The organism is Vibrio vulnificus CMCP6, assembly GCF_000039765.1.
Lineage (GTDB): Bacteria > Pseudomonadota > Gammaproteobacteria > Enterobacterales > Vibrionaceae > Vibrio > Vibrio vulnificus_B.
This window is the reverse complement of sequence record NC_004459.3, coordinates 2,576,622-2,594,997: the sequence shown is the minus strand read 5'-3', so window position 1 is coordinate 2,594,997 and position 18,376 is coordinate 2,576,622. Positions and strand designations below refer to the sequence as shown.

19 protein-coding genes and 2 pseudogenes are annotated in these 18,376 nt (G+C 41.6%); 6 read left to right on the top strand and 15 right to left on the bottom strand.

The window, feature by feature from the left end:
• The first annotated feature begins 787 nt into the window (after positions 1–787).
• A complete protein-coding gene (locus VV1_RS12195; RefSeq protein WP_011080406.1) occupies positions 788–2,980 on the top strand; it encodes a hypothetical protein in 2,193 nt (730 codons plus the stop codon).
• 244 nt (positions 2,981–3,224) lie between these two features.
• Positions 3,225–3,619: pseudogene (locus tag VV1_RS24440) on the top strand (helix-turn-helix domain-containing protein); the annotation flags it as partial.
• A 250-nt stretch (positions 3,620–3,869) separates the two neighbouring features.
• On the opposite strand, the gene VV1_RS12185 reads toward VV1_RS24440, so the two are convergent.
• From VV1_RS12185 to VV1_RS12165, 5 genes are all read right to left on the bottom strand, one after another.
• The gene (locus tag VV1_RS12185) at positions 3,870–4,259 is read right to left on the bottom strand and encodes a hypothetical protein (RefSeq protein WP_039553776.1); all 390 of its coding nucleotides are present in this window, start codon (positions 4,257–4,259) and stop codon (positions 3,870–3,872) included.
• A 113-nt stretch (positions 4,260–4,372) separates the two neighbouring features.
• A complete protein-coding gene (locus VV1_RS24430) occupies positions 4,373–5,266 on the bottom strand; it encodes an IS3 family transposase (RefSeq protein WP_133295503.1) in 894 nt (297 codons plus the stop codon).
• Positions 5,267–5,348: 82 nt separating this feature from the next.
• On the bottom strand, positions 5,349–5,519 hold the full coding sequence (locus tag VV1_RS23950) for a transposase (RefSeq protein WP_011080403.1): 171 nt from the start codon (positions 5,517–5,519) through the stop codon (positions 5,349–5,351).
• 207 nt (positions 5,520–5,726) lie between these two features.
• Positions 5,727–6,095 carry a VOC family protein gene (locus VV1_RS12170; RefSeq protein ID WP_011080402.1) on the bottom strand — a complete coding sequence of 123 codons (369 nt, stop codon included), beginning with the start codon at positions 6,093–6,095 and terminating at the stop codon, positions 5,727–5,729.
• A gap of 154 nt (positions 6,096–6,249) precedes the next feature.
• The gene (locus VV1_RS12165) at positions 6,250–6,666 is read right to left on the bottom strand and encodes a hypothetical protein (RefSeq protein WP_011150394.1); all 417 of its coding nucleotides are present in this window, start codon (positions 6,664–6,666) and stop codon (positions 6,250–6,252) included.
• Positions 6,667–6,902: 236 nt separating this feature from the next.
• Between VV1_RS12165 and VV1_RS12160 the strand changes: the two genes are divergently transcribed.
• A complete protein-coding gene (locus VV1_RS12160) occupies positions 6,903–7,871 on the top strand; it encodes an IS30-like element ISVa6 family transposase (RefSeq protein WP_011080401.1) in 969 nt (322 codons plus the stop codon).
• A 39-nt stretch (positions 7,872–7,910) separates the two neighbouring features.
• On the opposite strand, the gene VV1_RS12155 is transcribed toward VV1_RS12160, so the two are convergent.
• The 7 genes from VV1_RS12155 to VV1_RS12125 form a co-directional block, all read right to left on the bottom strand.
• Positions 7,911–8,198, bottom strand: a complete 288-nt coding sequence (locus VV1_RS12155) for a type II toxin-antitoxin system RelE/ParE family toxin (RefSeq protein WP_011080400.1) — start codon at positions 8,196–8,198, stop codon at positions 7,911–7,913.
• The gene (locus VV1_RS12150; RefSeq protein WP_011080399.1) at positions 8,195–8,476 is read right to left on the bottom strand and encodes a type II toxin-antitoxin system Phd/YefM family antitoxin; all 282 of its coding nucleotides are present in this window, start codon (positions 8,474–8,476) and stop codon (positions 8,195–8,197) included. The genes VV1_RS12155 and VV1_RS12150 overlap by 4 nt, the downstream gene beginning before the upstream one ends.
• 668 nt (positions 8,477–9,144) lie before the next feature.
• The gene (locus VV1_RS12145) at positions 9,145–9,624 is read right to left on the bottom strand and encodes a GNAT family N-acetyltransferase (protein WP_011080398.1); all 480 of its coding nucleotides are present in this window, start codon (positions 9,622–9,624) and stop codon (positions 9,145–9,147) included.
• A 142-nt stretch (positions 9,625–9,766) separates the two neighbouring features.
• Positions 9,767–10,096 (bottom strand): hypothetical protein, encoded by a 330-nt coding sequence (locus VV1_RS12140; protein ID WP_011080397.1) that lies wholly within the window; start codon positions 10,094–10,096, stop codon positions 9,767–9,769.
• A 324-nt stretch (positions 10,097–10,420) separates the two neighbouring features.
• The gene (locus VV1_RS12135; protein ID WP_011080396.1) at positions 10,421–11,209 is read right to left on the bottom strand and encodes a hypothetical protein; all 789 of its coding nucleotides are present in this window, start codon (positions 11,207–11,209) and stop codon (positions 10,421–10,423) included.
• Between the two features lie 154 nt (positions 11,210–11,363).
• Entirely contained in the window at positions 11,364–11,861 is a 498-nt protein-coding gene (locus VV1_RS12130) for a hypothetical protein (protein WP_043921032.1), read from the bottom strand.
• A 145-nt stretch (positions 11,862–12,006) separates the two neighbouring features.
• Positions 12,007–12,462, bottom strand: a complete 456-nt coding sequence (locus VV1_RS12125; protein ID WP_011080395.1) for a GNAT family N-acetyltransferase — start codon at positions 12,460–12,462, stop codon at positions 12,007–12,009.
• Positions 12,463–12,678: 216 nt separating this feature from the next.
• Here VV1_RS12125 and VV1_RS12120 point away from each other — a divergent pair.
• From VV1_RS12120 to VV1_RS12110, 3 genes and pseudogenes are all read left to right on the top strand, one after another.
• Positions 12,679–13,648, top strand: a pseudogene (locus VV1_RS12120) (IS30-like element ISVa6 family transposase).
• Between the two features lie 665 nt (positions 13,649–14,313).
• Positions 14,314–14,586 carry a type II toxin-antitoxin system TacA family antitoxin gene (locus VV1_RS12115; RefSeq protein ID WP_011080393.1) on the top strand — a complete coding sequence of 91 codons (273 nt, stop codon included), beginning with the start codon at positions 14,314–14,316 and terminating at the stop codon, positions 14,584–14,586.
• Positions 14,583–15,080, top strand: a complete 498-nt coding sequence (locus VV1_RS12110; protein WP_011080392.1) for a GNAT family N-acetyltransferase — start codon at positions 14,583–14,585, stop codon at positions 15,078–15,080. Before VV1_RS12115 ends, VV1_RS12110 begins: the two co-directional genes overlap by 4 nt.
• A gap of 658 nt (positions 15,081–15,738) precedes the next feature.
• Here VV1_RS12110 and VV1_RS12100 read toward each other — a convergent pair.
• The 3 genes from VV1_RS12100 to VV1_RS12090 all read right to left on the bottom strand — a co-directional run bounded on the left by VV1_RS12100 (position 15,739) and on the right by VV1_RS12090 (position 18,263).
• Complete coding sequence (locus VV1_RS12100) at positions 15,739–16,269, bottom strand: hypothetical protein (RefSeq protein ID WP_043921031.1); 531 nt, start codon at positions 16,267–16,269, stop codon at positions 15,739–15,741.
• A 724-nt stretch (positions 16,270–16,993) separates the two neighbouring features.
• Positions 16,994–17,740 carry a hypothetical protein gene (locus VV1_RS12095; RefSeq protein ID WP_043921030.1) on the bottom strand — a complete coding sequence of 249 codons (747 nt, stop codon included), beginning with the start codon at positions 17,738–17,740 and terminating at the stop codon, positions 16,994–16,996.
• 136 nt (positions 17,741–17,876) lie between these two features.
• A complete protein-coding gene (locus tag VV1_RS12090) occupies positions 17,877–18,263 on the bottom strand; it encodes a tautomerase family protein (RefSeq protein WP_000260420.1) in 387 nt (128 codons plus the stop codon).
• Positions 18,264–18,376: the final 113 nt, after the last annotated feature.

The window sequence follows — 18,376 nt, the reverse complement described above, 5'->3', positions numbered from 1 at the left end:
AAAGAATCGTAGAGATATCTGATGATAGTGTGTATGACACTAAGTTGTGCTCCGAAGCGATTCTCATTAAACGAGCCAAACAGTGAATTCCAGCGAGACAAGTGACAACTCTATGGAACATGGTCATCCTCGCAATTTACCTGTCGATCACCAGCAGCTATATGGTGCAAATAATTATAGGAAAAATAAGTATGGCCACCATAGCCGTTCGCTTTCAGAGACGGTGATGTTCTGCCAGATTAAGAAATGACAACGGCCACGTTGGCTAGAATTACTCCATGCTCAAAACATTGGATGGGCTTACGAGGCTAGGTATATCTGAAACGAAGCTAATCACCTTACAATTAGCCATGCTAGGCGCGTTTTTAATTGAACTCGAACTTAGAAACAAAGCCGCAGTAAGCACCAATTAAAGGATATGAAACTTTACGCAATCCGTCTCTTAATTGCGACATTTTTTATATGGCCTTTCGTTGATTTTGCTCTGATAATGTCGAACAGAAGAATTTCACATCCAACCAAATTAACAAATTCATCAATTACAAATGATGACTAATATGTTTTATAACGTGAGTTAAAACGCTACGGTTATATTTATTGGTGGAATTATTTACATCCTATCATGAGCTATATGAAAGGTAGATGTGATCACTTTTCTATTAGGATTGAGATATCTTGGGTAATTTTATGGATGTTGATTAACACGGAAATTGCATATTTGCTTCTATCATTGGTTGAAAACTGTAAAGACAACAAATGATCAACATAAAAAGGACTTTATATTTACATGTATGAACTTGCCATCATAATAAAAATATTTCTTGTTTTTAGTTTAATCAATACACTATTCAATAGTAGTAGTGATAAAGAAGCAGCCTTAAAAGAGCGTCGGACTAAGTTGCTAAGTGTGAAGCGTGATGCAAACCTTTCTGAAGAAGAGCGTTCCGCCCTCTCAGAGTTATATGGTTTTGATGTCGGATATTCTGAGGTTTATTACATCACTGAACCTTTTGAGGTGCATGTAATTCCAGATGATGAGGGAAAAACGAAATTCCTCGCTTTGGCTGATTATCCGGTAGCAATATCCGATAAAGCGATATACTTCCTTGATACTGAGGATCAACTTGCTGAAGTCGTTGTGGTTGCCGAGACAATTCTAGTCCTTCGTCTTAACGATTACTATATTGTCGATGAAATCAATAATACTCTTGCAAGTGCGCCATCACTCTTCTCTAAGGGAGCGGAAGCATATGCGCCAAGCACAACACAACCTGTAGAGCAATGTATGGGGCCAGCAACGCACACTGTCCCTCAAACCGTGTTAAAGTCTGAACGACCCGCCACCCAAACAGAAGTTTTGTATCTATCACCTCCCTTTTACAATTTTTCCGTACCGCTAATTATAGTAGTGGCTACGAGTATTTTTGCGTACATCAGCAAGATTGATATTGCCATTGAACCTGTATGGCTTGCTCCAGTAGTTCTGCTTACGGTAACTGTTATTGCACTACTGATACTTTTTTTAAAGACAAAGCCAAAATATGAACCTAGCAATATAGTGATAACGCGATATTTCGGCAAAATAGAGTCTTTAGATAGCTCTGATCGAAAAACTTGGCTGACATTCACTGAACCAAACGGGAAAACAAAAAAGGCTTGGATGCCAAGCCATTGGCAAAATACGGTGAGTATTAATAAAAATGTATACTTTGAAATTGAACAGAATCAATCGACCGTTGTGCGAATAGGTTTAAACGAAATTTCAGAACGCGATTTTGCGAAAAGAAAACCACAATATCTTACTGCTGCGGTGGGATTACTCTGCGCTAGTTTAATCATCGCTTTCAACACAAAATTGGAATGGCGCGATGCCGCTTTTACCATGCTTAAAAATAGCGCATCCTATCAAATTAACACCTTTCAAGATTGGGCATCGAGCGATTTAAAAGTTGGCGATCATTTATTAATCAATCGCCCCCGTTTGTGTTTAGATAGCTTTTCAAAAGATAATGCGCTTCTCTATTGCAACGTATTTAAATATGCGTTGACGGATGAAGACTTTCAAGTGGTTCCTAATACTGAGTTGGTCGAAGAGTATAAAGATTTTATCAGCAATGAGCCAGATTATACCCCCGACGTTTCAGAAGGAGACTACATGTTGATGATGCTGGCTTTTGAAGTAAAAAAGTCGTATTCAGTCGATAATTTAGTCATGTATAGGCGAAGTGAGTTAGCGATATTTACTGTAAAGAGCTTAATGGAAATCGCTAATCATTTAGCGAAATACTGCCCAACTGATGCAAAGAGTGAGGGTGTTAAAACGGATAATACATTAGCTACAGGAAGCTCAACTAGAAGTACAGATTCATTGGCTGCAGATTGTTCAGCGTTCAAACAAGAGTTTTCAGTATTATGGCGAGAGGCAACAAAAAGCCACTGTAGCGACAACTGTTGGGACGAAGCATTACAAGGTGGCGAGTTTGCGAATGAAAAGTTACTTAAAAATAGTGATAGCCTTAAAAATTATCAAGGTAAATTACATAACCTGAGAAGTACAATATGGCGAAACAATCATGCTTCATTGAAGTTACCAACCCCAAAGCAAAACATTCTTTCTATTCAGTGGATGGGTCCAACGAGTGCTGATTTGCAAGAAATAGCCATAATGAGAGCAAATCCAGATCCTGTCCATGACGATGTTAAAATAGAGACATTGAATAGGTTAATCCAAATGCAGGCTGAAGTTGCTTATCAACGCGTTGATGCAACTATCTTGAAGGCAGTGAATAACGACGAAGGGCAACTTACGCTCATTTTGGCTCCCCGCATCAGCTCTAACCAAGCGATGGAGACAGTCATCAATCATGCATTTATGGCATTGTTTGGTCTAACGATGTTGCTCCTACTCATTATGTATTGGCTTAGTAGCAGACCCCATAACAAGGGGCGAGTTAAATCGGAAAATGCCTGGATTAGCTAGCTGTAGTAATCCAGACTTAACCTGGCAGTCCTTCATATCTCTTGGTATGAATCATATTGCTTAAGTGGTATGCCCATATTTATGACACGCTTTGATGTTATTAACGCACCTCCCTTGTAACATTGCTGTACGGCACGACAGGCACAGTATTAGGATTAGGAGTAAAATCCATGTTCACTAAAGTTGTCGGTATAGATTTTTAACCGCACCAGCAGTTTGGACATTGAGTTAAATGAATACAATCACTAATATTGGGCAACGAGAACAAGAGTTTGCCGTTGAGTTAGCAAAGCTCAAAAGTCAGTAGGCGGAGCAAGCACAAGACCTCAAAATCGTAAAAGGCCGTCATCTACTTCGCGAAAAATCTAAGTTAATTGCTATGAATTGATTCTCGAACACCTGCTGAGTTTTAGCATTATCTGGATTGCTATAGTGTTCAGAGTTTTTCGGAGTGGATTTTGTTTCTGGATTAGGCATCGCCACAAGGCCATCCAACGCGAGGCAAATCGCCAAGAACTTGATATCAAGGTCAAGGAGACGTTTGACAGCAGCAAAGGCCGAGATGGTGCGAGGCGCATTCAAAAAGAACTGGCTGAGAATGGTAATAGTCATAATGTTAAAACCATTGCAGCAAGTATGTAAACCAACTTTCCGCAAGCCACTTTCACCACAAAACTCAATGCAAACCCAAAATGCCACGCGGCATGAATCCCTCTTAAACGCCTTGTTATGTGCTTAACCCAGCTTTCTCACCCAACCCTCAAATTCTCTTTCTGGTAAAACTAAAAATCTAAGACTGCCACACTTTTTACATTGCCAGCACGCGAGAGCAGCCCATTAGCCTGACCGCATCGTCATGCAATAAAACACCCAAACAGTCAAACTAGTACTATTTTTTTGTAAACACTCCATCACATATTACTTTCATGCCAAAACCACAGACCACTCCATAGCCTGCAATTTGAGAAACCTTTGCTTGATTTTCAGTAAACTCTATATCAATTATGCAAGCTTCATCATCAAAGCGAGCTTTATTATAACGGACAGTATTGTTGTTTAACTTTAAAAGTGTTCTTTTAACCATTCCTGAGTTGAAATTTGGCCTTCCATTTTGGCAATTCATTGATATAAAAACACTACTTTGGTCCTTTCTTTCAACAACAAGCGTGGAATAAACACCATCTTCAATGTATTGCTTGTATGTACCATTTATTTCTATTGAACTAAAACTAGGACAGCTAATAAAAATTAAGCAAACAGCCATTATGAATCGAAACATCTGCACCCCTACTTATTTAAAATGACATAAGAAGAAATTGAAAATTAGAATCATGTAAACCGGAACCATATATTAAGTATTGGTGTACCCCACAAAAAGTAGACAGTACATAACTACAGACTTTCGTACTCAACCGGGCTGACATGCCCCAACGCTGAGTGTCTTCTTCTGCTATTGTAAAATACCTCGATGTATTCGAAGATTCCCATTCGGGCTTCTTCGACAGTTTGGTAGTCTTCTGCGTATATCAACTCGACTTTCAGTCGACTGTAGAATGACTCCATCACTGCATTATCCCAACAGTTACCCTGTCGACTCATGCTCGGTACACCTCCATGCTTACGCATGAAGTCTTGATATTTATATGCTCTGTATTGTACACCACGGTCCGAATGGATAATGACACCCTTAGGCGGCTTACGTAACTCAAATGCCATTTTTAGAGCATTCGTGATGAGCTCAACGGTCATTGTTGTCCCTAGAGACCAACCCACAATACGCCTGGAATGCAAGTCCATCACTGTCGCTAAGAAGAGCCAGCGGCTCTTCACCCAGATATACGTGATGTCCGTGACCCACTTCTGATTCGGGGTCTCAGATACAAAGTCTCTACGCAGTAAATTGTCAGCAACATTCGTCATCGCAGCCACATCCTTGCTGTACTTAAACCCTTTACCATTACGTGCCCTGATACCTTTTTCCTTCATGGTATCAGCCACATAGTTCACGCAGCAGGCATGGCCTGCTTCGTTTAGCTCTTCTGCTATTCGCACTGAACCGTAATGTGCCCGATATTGGGCAAAGGTACACATGACAAGCTGTTCAAAGCGCTCTCGCCGCTTTGAACGTTCACTCGGCGTATGACGACACCACTTGTAGTAGCCACCTCGACTCACTTCTAAAGTACGACACATTAAGCTGATCGAGTACTCGCCGGTATAGCTTTCAATGAACTCGTACTTCACTCTTGCTGCTTCGCGAAGTACGCCGAGACCTTTTTTAGGAATTCCATTTCATCTATGAGTCGCTTGTTCTCGCGCCTTAGCGCTCGAAGCTCTTTAGACTCATTCTTCGAATAATCGACACCGTCTAAAGTGTTAAACTGTTTATCAGATAGGCGTGTGAACTGTTCCGGATCTGCTGGGCACTGATGCCCAGCTCCTTGGCAACGGAAACTGCTGTTCGGCCAGGAAGACTGGCCAAGCGAACTGCGTCTTTACGGAACTCTTCGGTGTACGCTGGATTACGATGTTTAGCCATAAATCACCTCTCAATTAGACCCTAGATCTAACTTAGTAAAGTGTCTACTAAACGTGGGGTACTCGGACACATAACGCCGCGTTAAGGGGTGAATGCCGCATAAACCAGCTTTCCGCAGACCACTTTCAACACCAAAAACCACCGCATACCAAAAATGCCACGCGGCATGAATCCCACTTAAACGCCTTGTTATATGCGTAGCTTCAGCTACATAAAGACTGCTTCAATTTTGTTACCGTCAACATCGCGGACAAACGCTGCATAGTAAGTCTCACCGTACTCTGGACGCAATCCAGGCTTACCGGCACACTCGCCACCAAGCTCTAATGCAGTAGCGTAAAACTGGTCAACAGCTTCTTTGTTTGGCGCGTTGAAAGCAATGTGAGTTCCATTACCTGAAGAGGCTGCATTTTCACATGGGCAACCTACCCAAAACTCAAAATTTTCTCCGTAGGCAGCCGCGACATTCTCGATGTAATGAGCCCGTTTTATGGACAAAGCAGATAGAACTGAGTCGTAAAAAACCATCGCAGATGGCACATTTGAAACACCAACTGAGACATGATTTAGAATCATTATAAACTCCCTTTCGCTCACAGATTTTGAAAGCATATAACGCCTTGTTAAGGTGTGAGGCACGCAATACCTAAGCCGCCGCATACCACCTTAACCACTAAAACCAACGCATAGTAAAAATGCCACGCGTGCCGAATCACTCTTGAACAATTTGTTATGCTCGTTCTTTTAGGGTTTGCACAAGAGTTACAAGGTCCAAAACTTCGCTAGTTTCAAAGCGATCAAGTTTTGGTAATACATAACTATCGCTCACAGTTTTTAAAGTAATTTCTCTGATCACTGCGCCGTCCCTTGAGTAAGTTGTATCAAAGGACTCAACATCACATACACTCAAATGCCAAAGTGCACTGTTTCCTAGTTTAAGAGTAATACGCTTATCTAGAACCTCGATGCTGTAAAGGCCATTTTTATCCGGAAACTTTTGCTGTAATAACAAGCTAATTGCGGCTATCGCGCTCAAACCTAGAGCTAAAAACAAGCTTCCTGACGCAATAGAAATACCGATAATACCTATAGTGCCGATTAAAATTACACCTTTATTTAAAGCTTTCTCTTTTTCCCTGAGATACACAACTTCCTCCTACGAGCATAACGCCGCATTAAGGGGTGAATGCCGCCTAAACCAACTTTCTGCAAACCACTTTCACCACCAAAAACCACCGCATACCAAAAATACCACGTGGCATGAATCCCTCTTAAATGCTTTGTTATGCAACTTGGATTCAAGTACGAAGTGCGACACCTCTGAACATAAAAACAGTGAGATGCGATAATCATGAAGTTTGCTCCCGCCAAGAAGTAAAAAACATGAGATACAAGCATCTCACTGAGAACGAAAGGTATATGATTTCTGCGCTCAGAAAGCAAGGGATTAGTACCGCTAAAATAGCTAAACAACTGGGGCGTCACAAAGCCACTATCTATCGAGAAATTGAACGCAACTCCCGATACAACAGACACTTTAAAAGGTACTCCTATCAGGCATGGAGAGCCCAACAAATGGCTCGCAACCGGCTAAGCCGCTCGCGCAGAAACAAGCGCTACAGCGAAATCGACTTCAGGTTGCCTGAGGCCTTGCTACGACTGGATTGGAGCCCTGACCAAATCGTCGGATACCTAAGGGTAAGAGGCTATCCAACAATGAGCCACGAGCTCATTTATCAGCATATTTGGAACGACAAAACTCTCGGTGGAACACTATGGAAACACCTACGCCAATCGACCAAGAAAAGGCGTAAAAGGTATAACTCAAAAGACAGCCGAGGTCGGCTGGCAGCAAAGCGTCATATTACCGAAAGACCTGCAAAAGCTGAGCATCGAAAAGAGCCTGGTCATTGGGAAATTGATACCGTCGTTGGACGCGGAACCAAGCACTGTATCGTGACTTTAGTCGACAGAATGACTGGCTACACTTTTATTGGGCAAATGGACGATAGAACAAGCGAGTCGCTCAACGTAAGAATGAGCAAAATCATGACCCGCTCTGACTTACCTTTTAAGACGATAACTGCGGATAACGGCACTGAATTTCATGGTTATGCACAACTGGAAAAACATCATAACTGTCTGTTTTACTTTGCAAATCCATACCATTCATGGGAGCGAGGGACTAATGAAAACACCAATGGTTTGATACGACAATACTTACCAAAACGAACTTCTATGTCACACGTAACACAGAAGCTCTGCAATGAAATTGCACACAAATTAAATACGCGCCCACGCAAAAGACTTGGGTATAGGACACCAACGGAGTATATTCATGCGCATCTGTAAAAAGTGTCGCACTTCAAACTTGATACTAAGACACAATTGCTACACATCACTTTCCGTTAGCATTTGACGACAATTTCTTACTGTCAGGACACGAATTTCATGACTGAGGCTATATATGATTCGGTAGTGGCCAAAAAGGATTTCACGATAATTAGTATGAGGTAACTCAGGAACCATTCGCCCCATTTCAGGCATATTTGAGAGAAGTTCGGTTTTATCGAAAACCTCATTAACCCAGCTTTCTGCTGCCACTGGGTTATCCAGTGAAATAAACTCGGCTGCATCACCTAACTTTTGTAATGCTAGTGGTGACCAGACTACTTTCATTTCTTAATACGCCCCAACACTTGAGCGCGAGCGTCTTCATTGGAAACACCTAAACCTGAAGCTAATTGTGCTTCAGCAGTACGCATTTCTTCCAGTAACTCGATCTTCTCCTGCATTGCTTCATATTCCGCAACATCAAGGACAACCGCAACACCCTTACCACGTTGTGTGATTACTAATGGTCTACGAGTTTCGTTAATCTGTTTAATAAATGACGTTACGCCAGCACGAAATTCAGACAAAGGCTGAATATCTTGGTCAAAGTGGATACGGCTCATGTTGAACTCCTAACAGTACAATTTAATGTACAAATAATAGTTCAAATAGCCTTTTTGAGCAATAGCCTGATTTTGTGTTATAACGCCGCGTTAAGGGGTGCAGGCACGCAATACAAAAGCTACCGCATAGTGCCGTAACCACCGAACTCAACGCAAACTAAAAATGCCACGCGTGCCAAATCCCACTTTAACGCTTTGTTATGCTTAAGCTTCAACGCCCACATTTTTACCAAAACCAAGATTAACTCGGCTAGGATTAGTTAACAAAAGGCAAAACCTAAAAACTGAAATGACTCATGATTTTTGAAAATCTGACTTTGAAATTTGGCCGCTAAAACTCAAAAAGCTAAGATCAAATTGCTGATTGAGCCAGCCACCCTAACCTCGCGCTTGCTTGAAAACTGATTGAGGCAATTCTCTGCATTTTCAGCGCCAAAGAATAAGTGTCCGAAAAGCAGCGCCCAATGAAGTCAACTTGCCGACAAGCACAAAACAAATCAGCTAAGGGAACAAAGAAAAACATAAACCACTGATTTTAAGTGATTAAGCATAACGCTGCGTTAAGGGGTGAATGCCGCCTAAACCAACTTTCCGCAGACCACTTTCACCACCAAAACTCACCGCATACCAAAAATGCCACGCGGCATGAATCCCTCTTGAACGCCTTGTTAGGCGCGCAGCTGTAATTGGTAAAAATCGGTATCATCGTGCTTCGGATTAGCGCAACAATATACCCAACCATTACGCTTATAGAACCTTAACGCCCTTGCGTTCGTTCTACTCACGGAAAGCACAGCACGCTCACAACCAGCTCGTGCTAATTCTGTTTCGATGTAGGCCTGAACTTGCTGGCTCAAACCAGAACCGCGAACTTCAGGCAACAAGTAAACCAAATGAACATAACCGGTCTCTGGCTCGGGTGAAAAAGAACGAAACTCTAACTGCCCTACCAATATTCCATCCAACCAGATATGGATGTAAAACCAACCTGCTTCAGATTGCCTTTCTTGGATTCGTTCTCGATAACCTGCTATGAAATCATCAAAACCCGAAAAGGTCTCGAAACTGCAATAGTAAGCATCCTTTCGAGCAGCTACGCAAAAATCATAATCTTGCGCCAAATTGATCACTTTAAATTCTACGTTCATCCCTAATCCTAAAGTGAATAGCGCCTAACGCCCTGTTAAGGTGTGAGCAACGCAATACCGAAGCCGCCGCATACCACCTTAAACACTAAAACCAACGCATAGTAAAAATGCCACGCGTTGCGAATCACTCTTAAACAGTTTGTTATAAAACAATTCTCACCACTGGCTCAATGACAAAATATACCAACCCAATCACAGCAAAGATAAACGACCACTGGGACAAACTGTTGAAACGTCGTAGCAACCAATATTTAGAGAGTTTTTCAGTAACATCTAGTTCTCCGTCGAAACCATAGTAAACCATTGCAAAAATAGCGTTTAAAGCTAATGCTAAGGCAAATGACAACGTAGAAAAGGCTAACGAGTAGCTTGAAACAATCAGGTCAACCTTATCAATGACTGCTAGAAAGTAGGCAAAACTTGCGCCAGTAAAAGCAGTATGAATCCACTTACCATATTCAGATTTTTCCATGTTTGCCCTCTTGTTTTATAACGCCGCATTAAGGTGTGAGCGGCGCTTGGCTATACTTGAGCGAAGCGAAACTGCCAAGCGTTGCGAATCACTCTTAAATGCTTTGTTAGCATTCAACTTACACGACTTTATTAAATCAAGCACCCGACAATAGCCAACATTTTTATAGCTTGAACTAAGCTAGATAGAAACTGTGGGCTTATACAAAGACTAACTTTAACTTCAAAACGCATATTTTTCTCCTAACACTGGTTACATTGCTAAGATACTTAATTGCTTATCCAACCTGACATGACACTAAATCCAGATTTTGGCGATATTGTGTCAGGGGGCAATACGAATGATCTGCCTTTCTGTCAAAGATGGCGTATCAAATACTGTGGCCGTAGTGACTGTCACAATGTCACGCAAAGGTTGCCCTGTAAAATCTCGTAGCTCTTGAGTTAAATTTCTAATGAAATAACTACGTTTGGCATTAGGATGACTCGGCTTATCTAATCTGACAGATTTCCTACGCTTTGAACCAACAACATTAATTTCATCCTCAGACTCCAATGACGCTAGCTCAGACAGCACTTCGCTTAAAGGCTGTGGCAAAAAGTCAGGCCAGGATTCATAAGCTGGTCTTGTTTTTTCGTGCTCTTCAACATTGACCTCAGGTTTGAGTATTTGTAGAGAGTGCTCAACTATATTTGCCATTACATATTTTTGTCGTTTCTTGAGGTACTTTTCTTCTAGGATTCGGTCGTAGGGACTAAATTGAATTAAAGACTTCAATTTCAGAGCTGTGTCTTTTACATCTTGAAGCCATATTGCATGCTCTTTGGGAGTTAGATTGTAAGGCTTAATACCGATAAAAGACTGAGAACACTGAACCATGGAGACAAAGAGAGTCGGCTTAATTTTATATTTTGGTAGTCGTTCCCAAACCGACTTCATGTCTTCATAGGTTAATAATCGCGCCAACATATCGGCTTCATCAGTATCAGGCTCTAAAGTTGGAAACTTTCTTTGCCAATACGCGACCTCTTCCGCTTGCTCTTCCCATTCAGCGATAACAGATTTAGGAGCCCACAAAGGGAAGTCTGGCCTCTCAATTTTAAAACTTGTCATACTTTTTCGTTATTCACTGTAATTGATGTTGACTGCTAACGCCGCGTTAAGGGGTGCAGGCACGCAATACAAAAGCTACCGCATAGCGCCGTAATCACTGAACCCAACGCAACCTCAAAATGCCACGCGTGCCAAATCCCACTTAAACGCTTTGTTAGGTTTGTTGTTCAAGGTATAACATTGCCAACTCACGTAGCGTCTGAGGCGCGTTTTCTATTGCGTTTCGTATATCCCTAGATAAAGCTTTTGTATCTAACGCTTTCAGGTTGTTGTTCAGCGCCTCTAATGACTCTATTAAAGTGGCGCTCTTACTCAGCGTTGTTTGAAATACCTTTAGCGATAACACCTGAGAATCACGTTCAATATCATCGTGATAATGTTTAACTAACCTTGAGCAAATTCGAAGCTCTGTTCCTTTTTTCTGAACTTCAGCAATAGGGAGCTGAAGGAGAAACTCTTCAAACTTAACATTATTATTCTCTAGTGTTTTTCTAGGAGGAGATACATTCTTGGCGCAAAATTCAAAGATAATTGAGGTGATGTTTCCACCATAATTTTCTTTCAACTGTTTGCTCAGCCACTTTCCTGCGACATCTAAAGTGGCGTTGCCGCCAAATATTGAATATGTTCTATAAACAAAGACTATTTCCATACTTTGCTCTCGATAAACTCTGAAACCTAACGCCCAATTAAGGCGTGAGCAACGCCACCACTTAACTTAACCGATTGCACCGTAAACACTAAAGTTGATTTGAACTAAAAATGCCATGCGTTGCGAATCGCTCTTGAATTGTTTGTTATGAGGCAACTTGAAGCGACAAAGAAAGGAAGTTTTCATCGCTTTCAGTCACCTGATAGCCAAGGGATTTGTAAAACCTTACCGCAGGCTCGTTTCTAGTAAAACTTGATAAGGTTACGTAACTACGCCCTTGCTCACGCGCCATTTCGTGAATCATGTTCATGACCCTTTCACCCAGTTTCTGATTTTGAAATTCAGGAAACACAATGAGTAAATGTACATGAAGTGCATTGTCGTAAGGCTTGAAGCATAGCATGCCAACTTGCGTGTTATTGAGGTAAACCCAGTGAAACCAAAGCGGCTCATAATCATTTTTTAAACGATTGACCTGAAACTCATCACACCACCCAAAGACGGCATCAACATGCGAATAAAGTCCTTGTTTAACAACAGTAAACAGACTTTCGAACTCATCACTTTCTACTTGTATTAGTTGAATATCCATATGCCTCATAACGCCGCGTTAAGGGTGAATGCCGCATAAACCAAGCTTCCGCAGACCACTTTCACCACCAAAACCAACCGCATACCAAAAATGCCACGCGGCATGAATCCCTCTTAAACGCTTTGTTAGCTTACTTGGATTCAAGTACGAAGTGCGACACCTCTGAACATAAAAACAGTGAGATGCGATAATCATGAAGTTTGCTCCCGCCAAGAAGTAAAAAACATGAGATACACGCACCTCACTGAGAACGAAAGGTATATGATTTCTGCGCTCAGAAAGCAAGGAATTAGTACCGCTAAAATAGCTAAACAACTAGGTCGTCACAAAGCTACTATCTATCGAGAAATTGAACGTAATTCCCGATACAACAGACACTTTAGAAGGTTCTCCTATCAAGCATGGAGAGCCCAACAGATGGCTCGCAACCGGCTAAGCCGCTCGCGCAGAAACAAGCGCTATAGCGAAATCGACTTCAGGTTACCTGAAGCCTTGCTACGACTGGATTGGAGCCCTGACCAAATCGTCGGATACCTAAGGGTAAGAGGCTATCCAACAATGAGCCACGAGCTCATTTATCAGCATATTTGGAACGACAAAACTCTCGGTGGAACACTATGGAAACATCTACGCCAATCGACCAAGAAAAGGCGCAAAAGATATAACTCAAAAGACAGCCGAGGTCGGCTGGCAGCAAAGCGTCATATTACCGAAAGACCTGCAAAAGCTGAGCATCGAAATGAGCCTGGCCATTGGGAAATTGATACCGTCGTTGGCCCGCGGACCAAAGCACTGTATCGTAACTTTAGTCGACAGAATGACTGGCTACACTTTTATAGGGCAAATGGACGATAGAACAAGCGAGTCGCTCAACGTAAGAATGAGCAAAATCATGACCCGCTCTGACTTACCTTTTAAGACGATAACTGCGGATAACGGCACTGAATTTCATGGTTATGCACAACTGGAAAAACATCATAACTGTCTGTTTTACTTTGCAAATCCATACCATTCATGGGAGCGAGGGACTAATGAAAACACCAATGGTTTGATACGACAATACTTACCAAAACGAACTTCTATGTCACACGTAACACAGAAGCTCTGCAATGAAATTGCACACAAATTAAATACGCGCCCACGCAAAAGACTTGGGTATAGGACACCAACGGAGTATATTCATGCGCATCTGTAAAAAGTGTCGCACTTCAAACTTGATACTAAGCGATTTGTACGCAAACGCCAAATTGGCCGACGAAAACATTACCTTAAACACGAAAAACTACAAACGCGCAGATAACTTTTTGTGATTCAAGAACCAAGGGACTCAACATTTTCTAAAAAGGCCGCCACAAGCACGGAACGCGACCTTAAAGCGAAGGTGTGGCTTTTACTCATGAGAAATTCAACGAGCCGAAATTTCAGCGAATACCGACTTTCCATAAACTTGCCCTTTCCACACTTTGCGCCTGATAGTTTTCCACAGCCAAATGCGATTTTTAATGAGGCAACTTCCCGAATTTTGGCATGCTTTACGGTTTCAGTGATTCAAGAATTTGAGCCGACGATGCTGATTTGCCGAGAGCGAAAAACGAATAGCCAGAGACAACGAAAGTGAAGAAACCTAAAAACTTTTCCCTGTCGCATAACGCCGCGTTAAGTGGTGAGCAACGCAGACCACTGTACCTAAAGTATTGTGCCGTAAACACTAAAACTGAAGCAAACCAAAAATGCCAAGCGTTGGGAATCCGTCTTGAACGCTTTGTTAGTTTGCGTGCCAAAGTGACACAGAGATTGCTTATTGCACACTTTAAGACCATAATACATGTGTGACATTTTGACACAACAGGAGATAACATTATGGCTACTACTTTGCCTCGCATCACCGCTAGAGTTGATGTCGATACACAAGACTTACTTACTAAGGCTGCCGCGATCGCCGGCATGTCTAGCATCAACTCGTTTGTTCTAAGCGCTGCAATCGAAAAAGCTAAACAAGTCATCGAACGTGAACAGGCTTTAAAACTGAGCCAAGCAGATGCGATGTTGCTCATGGAAGCTTTAGACCGCCCTGCAACACAGAGCTCAAAACTAAAAGCTGCTGCTGATCGATACGAGAGCAAAATTCAATGATGAATACGGTACTTCTAGATAAAGCTAAACACGATAGAAACCGATTCAACTGTGGTATCGAAGCTCTCAATAATTACTTAAAAGTAATGGCGAGTCAGCAAGCAAAAAAAGACAACACCAGAACGTTTGTTTTGGAAGATGATAACGACAACTCACATGTCATCGGCTTTTACACGCTAACAATGACACCAATTGACTTAAAGGCATTGCCCGATAAGTTACAAAAAAAACACCAATCATCCACCTCTGGTGGTCTGATTGCCCGCCTTGCTGTCGATGACCGATACAAAGGGAAAGGCTTTGGTGAGTGGCTGCTTATTGACGCACTCAGAAAGCTATTAGCTGCAAGTGATAGCGTTGCATTTCCAGTTGTCATCGTTGATGCCAAAGACGGTGCGAAACACTTCTATGAACGCTATGGTTTTCAAGCATTTGAAGACGCTGAAAATAAACTCTTCATCACCATTGCTGATGTGAGAGCAAGCTTAGGCTAGTTAATCGCTAGCCTTTAGCAAACTAACGCCGCGTTAAGGGGTGAATGCCGCATAAACCAACTTCCCGCAGACCACTTTCACCACCAAAACTCACTGCATACCAAAAATGCCACGCGGCATGAATCCCACTTAAACGCTTTGTTATGCTTAAGCTTCAATGACTTACGTTTGACCAGGACCAAGATTAACTCGACTTTGATTCGCAAACAAAAGACAAAGATTAGAAAGCCGAAATGAATCATAGTTTTGATAATCAGACTTCGGATTTTGGCAAAACTGGCTTGGAGTTTAAAAACCAAAAATGGATTTCTGATTGAGCCAACCGCCCTAACCGCGTAGTTGCTCAAGAATTGATTGAGGCAATTCTCTGAATTTCTAGCGCCAAAGAATAAGAGTCCGAAAAAAAGCGCTCAAAAAAGCCGACTTGCCGACAAACACAAAACTGAAAAGCTGAGGGAACAAAGAAAACCATAAACCACTGATTTTATTTGATTAAGCATAACGCCGCGTTAAGTAGTGAGCAACGCCACCACGAAACTTAACCATACCACCTTAAACACAAAACCCAACGATGGAATGAAAAATGCCATGCGTTGGGAATCTGTCTTAAACGCTTTGTTATGCTATGCTGTTACTCAATTGACATATTGATCGAACTTTAGTTATCTAAATGAATATTATTTTTGATTAGTATTGTTGCAACTTGCTTCTTTACAAACAAATCTTCACAGCCTTCCAAATCAAACTTCCAACCTTTCCGTAGATAGGACTTGAATCTCCATAAGTTAACCTTATTAGCTAAGTAAACCCAACTTATCAGCACTACAGCGCCATAGATTGACAAATGTAAATAACTGTCACCTACAGATAAGTCCTGATATTCAATGTTTGCTAATAATAAAGCCATTAGAGGTGCATTTACGAAGTCCATTATAACTTCTACAGATGAAGCCCCTATTGCAGCACCAACCCTCATGTCCAATAAATGATCTGACAAACCAAAAATGCCGACACCTAGCCAAGTGATGATAATTCCGTAAATCAAATAACTCAGCGCCCCATATATATCCATTCGAAACAACGAAACTGTACCTCCGAAAAAAAGGTGCTTAATTGAAAACCCAATTTTCAGGTCTTTTTCGATTGAATAACCATTCGCTGCTTTTGTAAGTACAATTTTAAATGCCATGCTTTACCATTTCGGCTCATTACAAGCTCTATCGCTAAAAACGACGACATGGTAACAATTGAATCAAAGAGTCTCAGCAAAGATAATTAATCGAAACGACAAACGTCAACCAGGCATGTGACTTTTTGCATTGCATAACGCCCTGCTAAGGGGTGAGCAATGCACTGCAAAAGCTACCGCATACAAACTTAATCACGAAACTCACCGCATGCTAAAAATGCCACGCATTGCGAATCCCGCTTAAGCAGTTTGTTAGCTTAAATTTCAGCACCTTAGATTTGCCAAAAGCTGAGATTAAACCGATTTGGAAAACCAACAAACCACCTGAGTTTTGAAACCCGAATTGGTTCAAACTTTGTGGCCTTTCATGCTATTTGAAAACCCGAAAATTTTGATAAATCACTTTCTGAAAACTCAAAGAGAATGCAAAACTGCCAAAGCGACTTTGCGCCAAATTTGCGAACCTCGCGCAATCCCAAAACTCAATTGAGGCAACTGCTCAAAACTCGCATTGACAAACAATGCTGATTTGCCGAAAAACCTGAGCTAATTGCCGATGGAAGAAAGAAAAAGCCACAAACAATTGATTTTCAATGTTTTAAGCTAACGCCCAATTAAGGGGTGAACAACGCCTCCACCCAAACCTAAAGCATTGTGCCATAAACACTAAAACTGAAGTAGAAGCAAAAGTGCCAAGCGTTGTGAATCCCTCTTAAATTGCTTGTTATGTTTCATTAGCCGTAAATCCACATTGAACACTTAAAAATACATCAAGACATTGTTCAACTAGGTTCTGTTTTTTATTTTGAACCACTAGTAGGTAAATCATTTGAATAATCAATGCAGCTCCGATATGCCTGCTCAACATTTCCTCAACATTTGAGACATTTGGTAGAGAGCTATCTGATGCATAAAGTATCGTATTGCGGATATTAGCAACTTTCTCAATATGATCCCTAATTGATAAAATTCCTCTTTCTACCGCTATTGATTTCACACCTTCAAAATAATCTTGAGCTTTCCCCATCGAATCTAAAGAAAAAAGATTCAGAGGGGGATCGGGATAAAAATATCTATACTCACCATCGATGAAAATGATATGTCGCAGTTTAAGCAGTGATGCTTTAGGGCCCTCTTCAATTATCAGCTCATAGGTTGGCCCTTCTTTCAGAGCCAGAATTGTCTCTTTAAGTAAGGATAAGAATGGATACACACCACCCTTATGTTGATGACGCTTTTTATTCAGCTCTTTAGCACGATTATATTTTTTATTCTTCAGTGCTAGAAACAGCGCTGTCGCGGCTTCCTCTTCTGCAGTTATTGCTAAAAAGGCGGACACTTCTGGCATAGAATCAGATAAAGCGAGCGAGCGCTCTATATGGCGTATACTAGATTTAGCTGCAAAGCCAGCGTTACCCTTAGTACACCCAACCAGTTCTATTATTTTATTTTCAAACTCTGTTAACTTCACTAGAACTCCATTGAAACATAACGCTGCGTTAAGGGGTGAATGCCGCCTAAACCAACTTTCCGCAGACCACTTTCACCGCCAATACTCACCGCATACCAAAAATGCCACGCGGCATGAATCCCACTTTAACGCCTTGTTATACGTGGATTTTGTAGGTTAAGTCGGCGACTTCGTCACCTGTAATGCCTCTGAAACCCCAACAATGGGAAGGCTGCTCTTTAATTGTGATTTCAATATCAACGGGTGAAATGCCTAATCGAGATTCAATGTTACTAAAAAGCGCTTTGATCAATGCCTTTTTCGTTTCTACTTTGCGACCTTCCATCATGTTTACTTCGATCACCGTGTAGGCATCAGTGCGACCACTAGGATAGTAGAAATCACTTTTATCAAGCGGAATAAACCTGTGAGCTCGTTTATCCTCGGGCAAGCCTAGAGCTTGAGTCATTGAGTTCTGAATCACATCGGACAACTCAGCTTTAATTGGATTCAAATGATCTTTTATTCCATATATGACGACCACGATTTCTCCTTAAACGTATAACGCTGCGTTAAGGGGTGAATGCCGCCTAAACCAACTTTCCGCATACCACTTTCACCACCAAAAACCACCGCAAGCCAAAAATGCCACGCGGC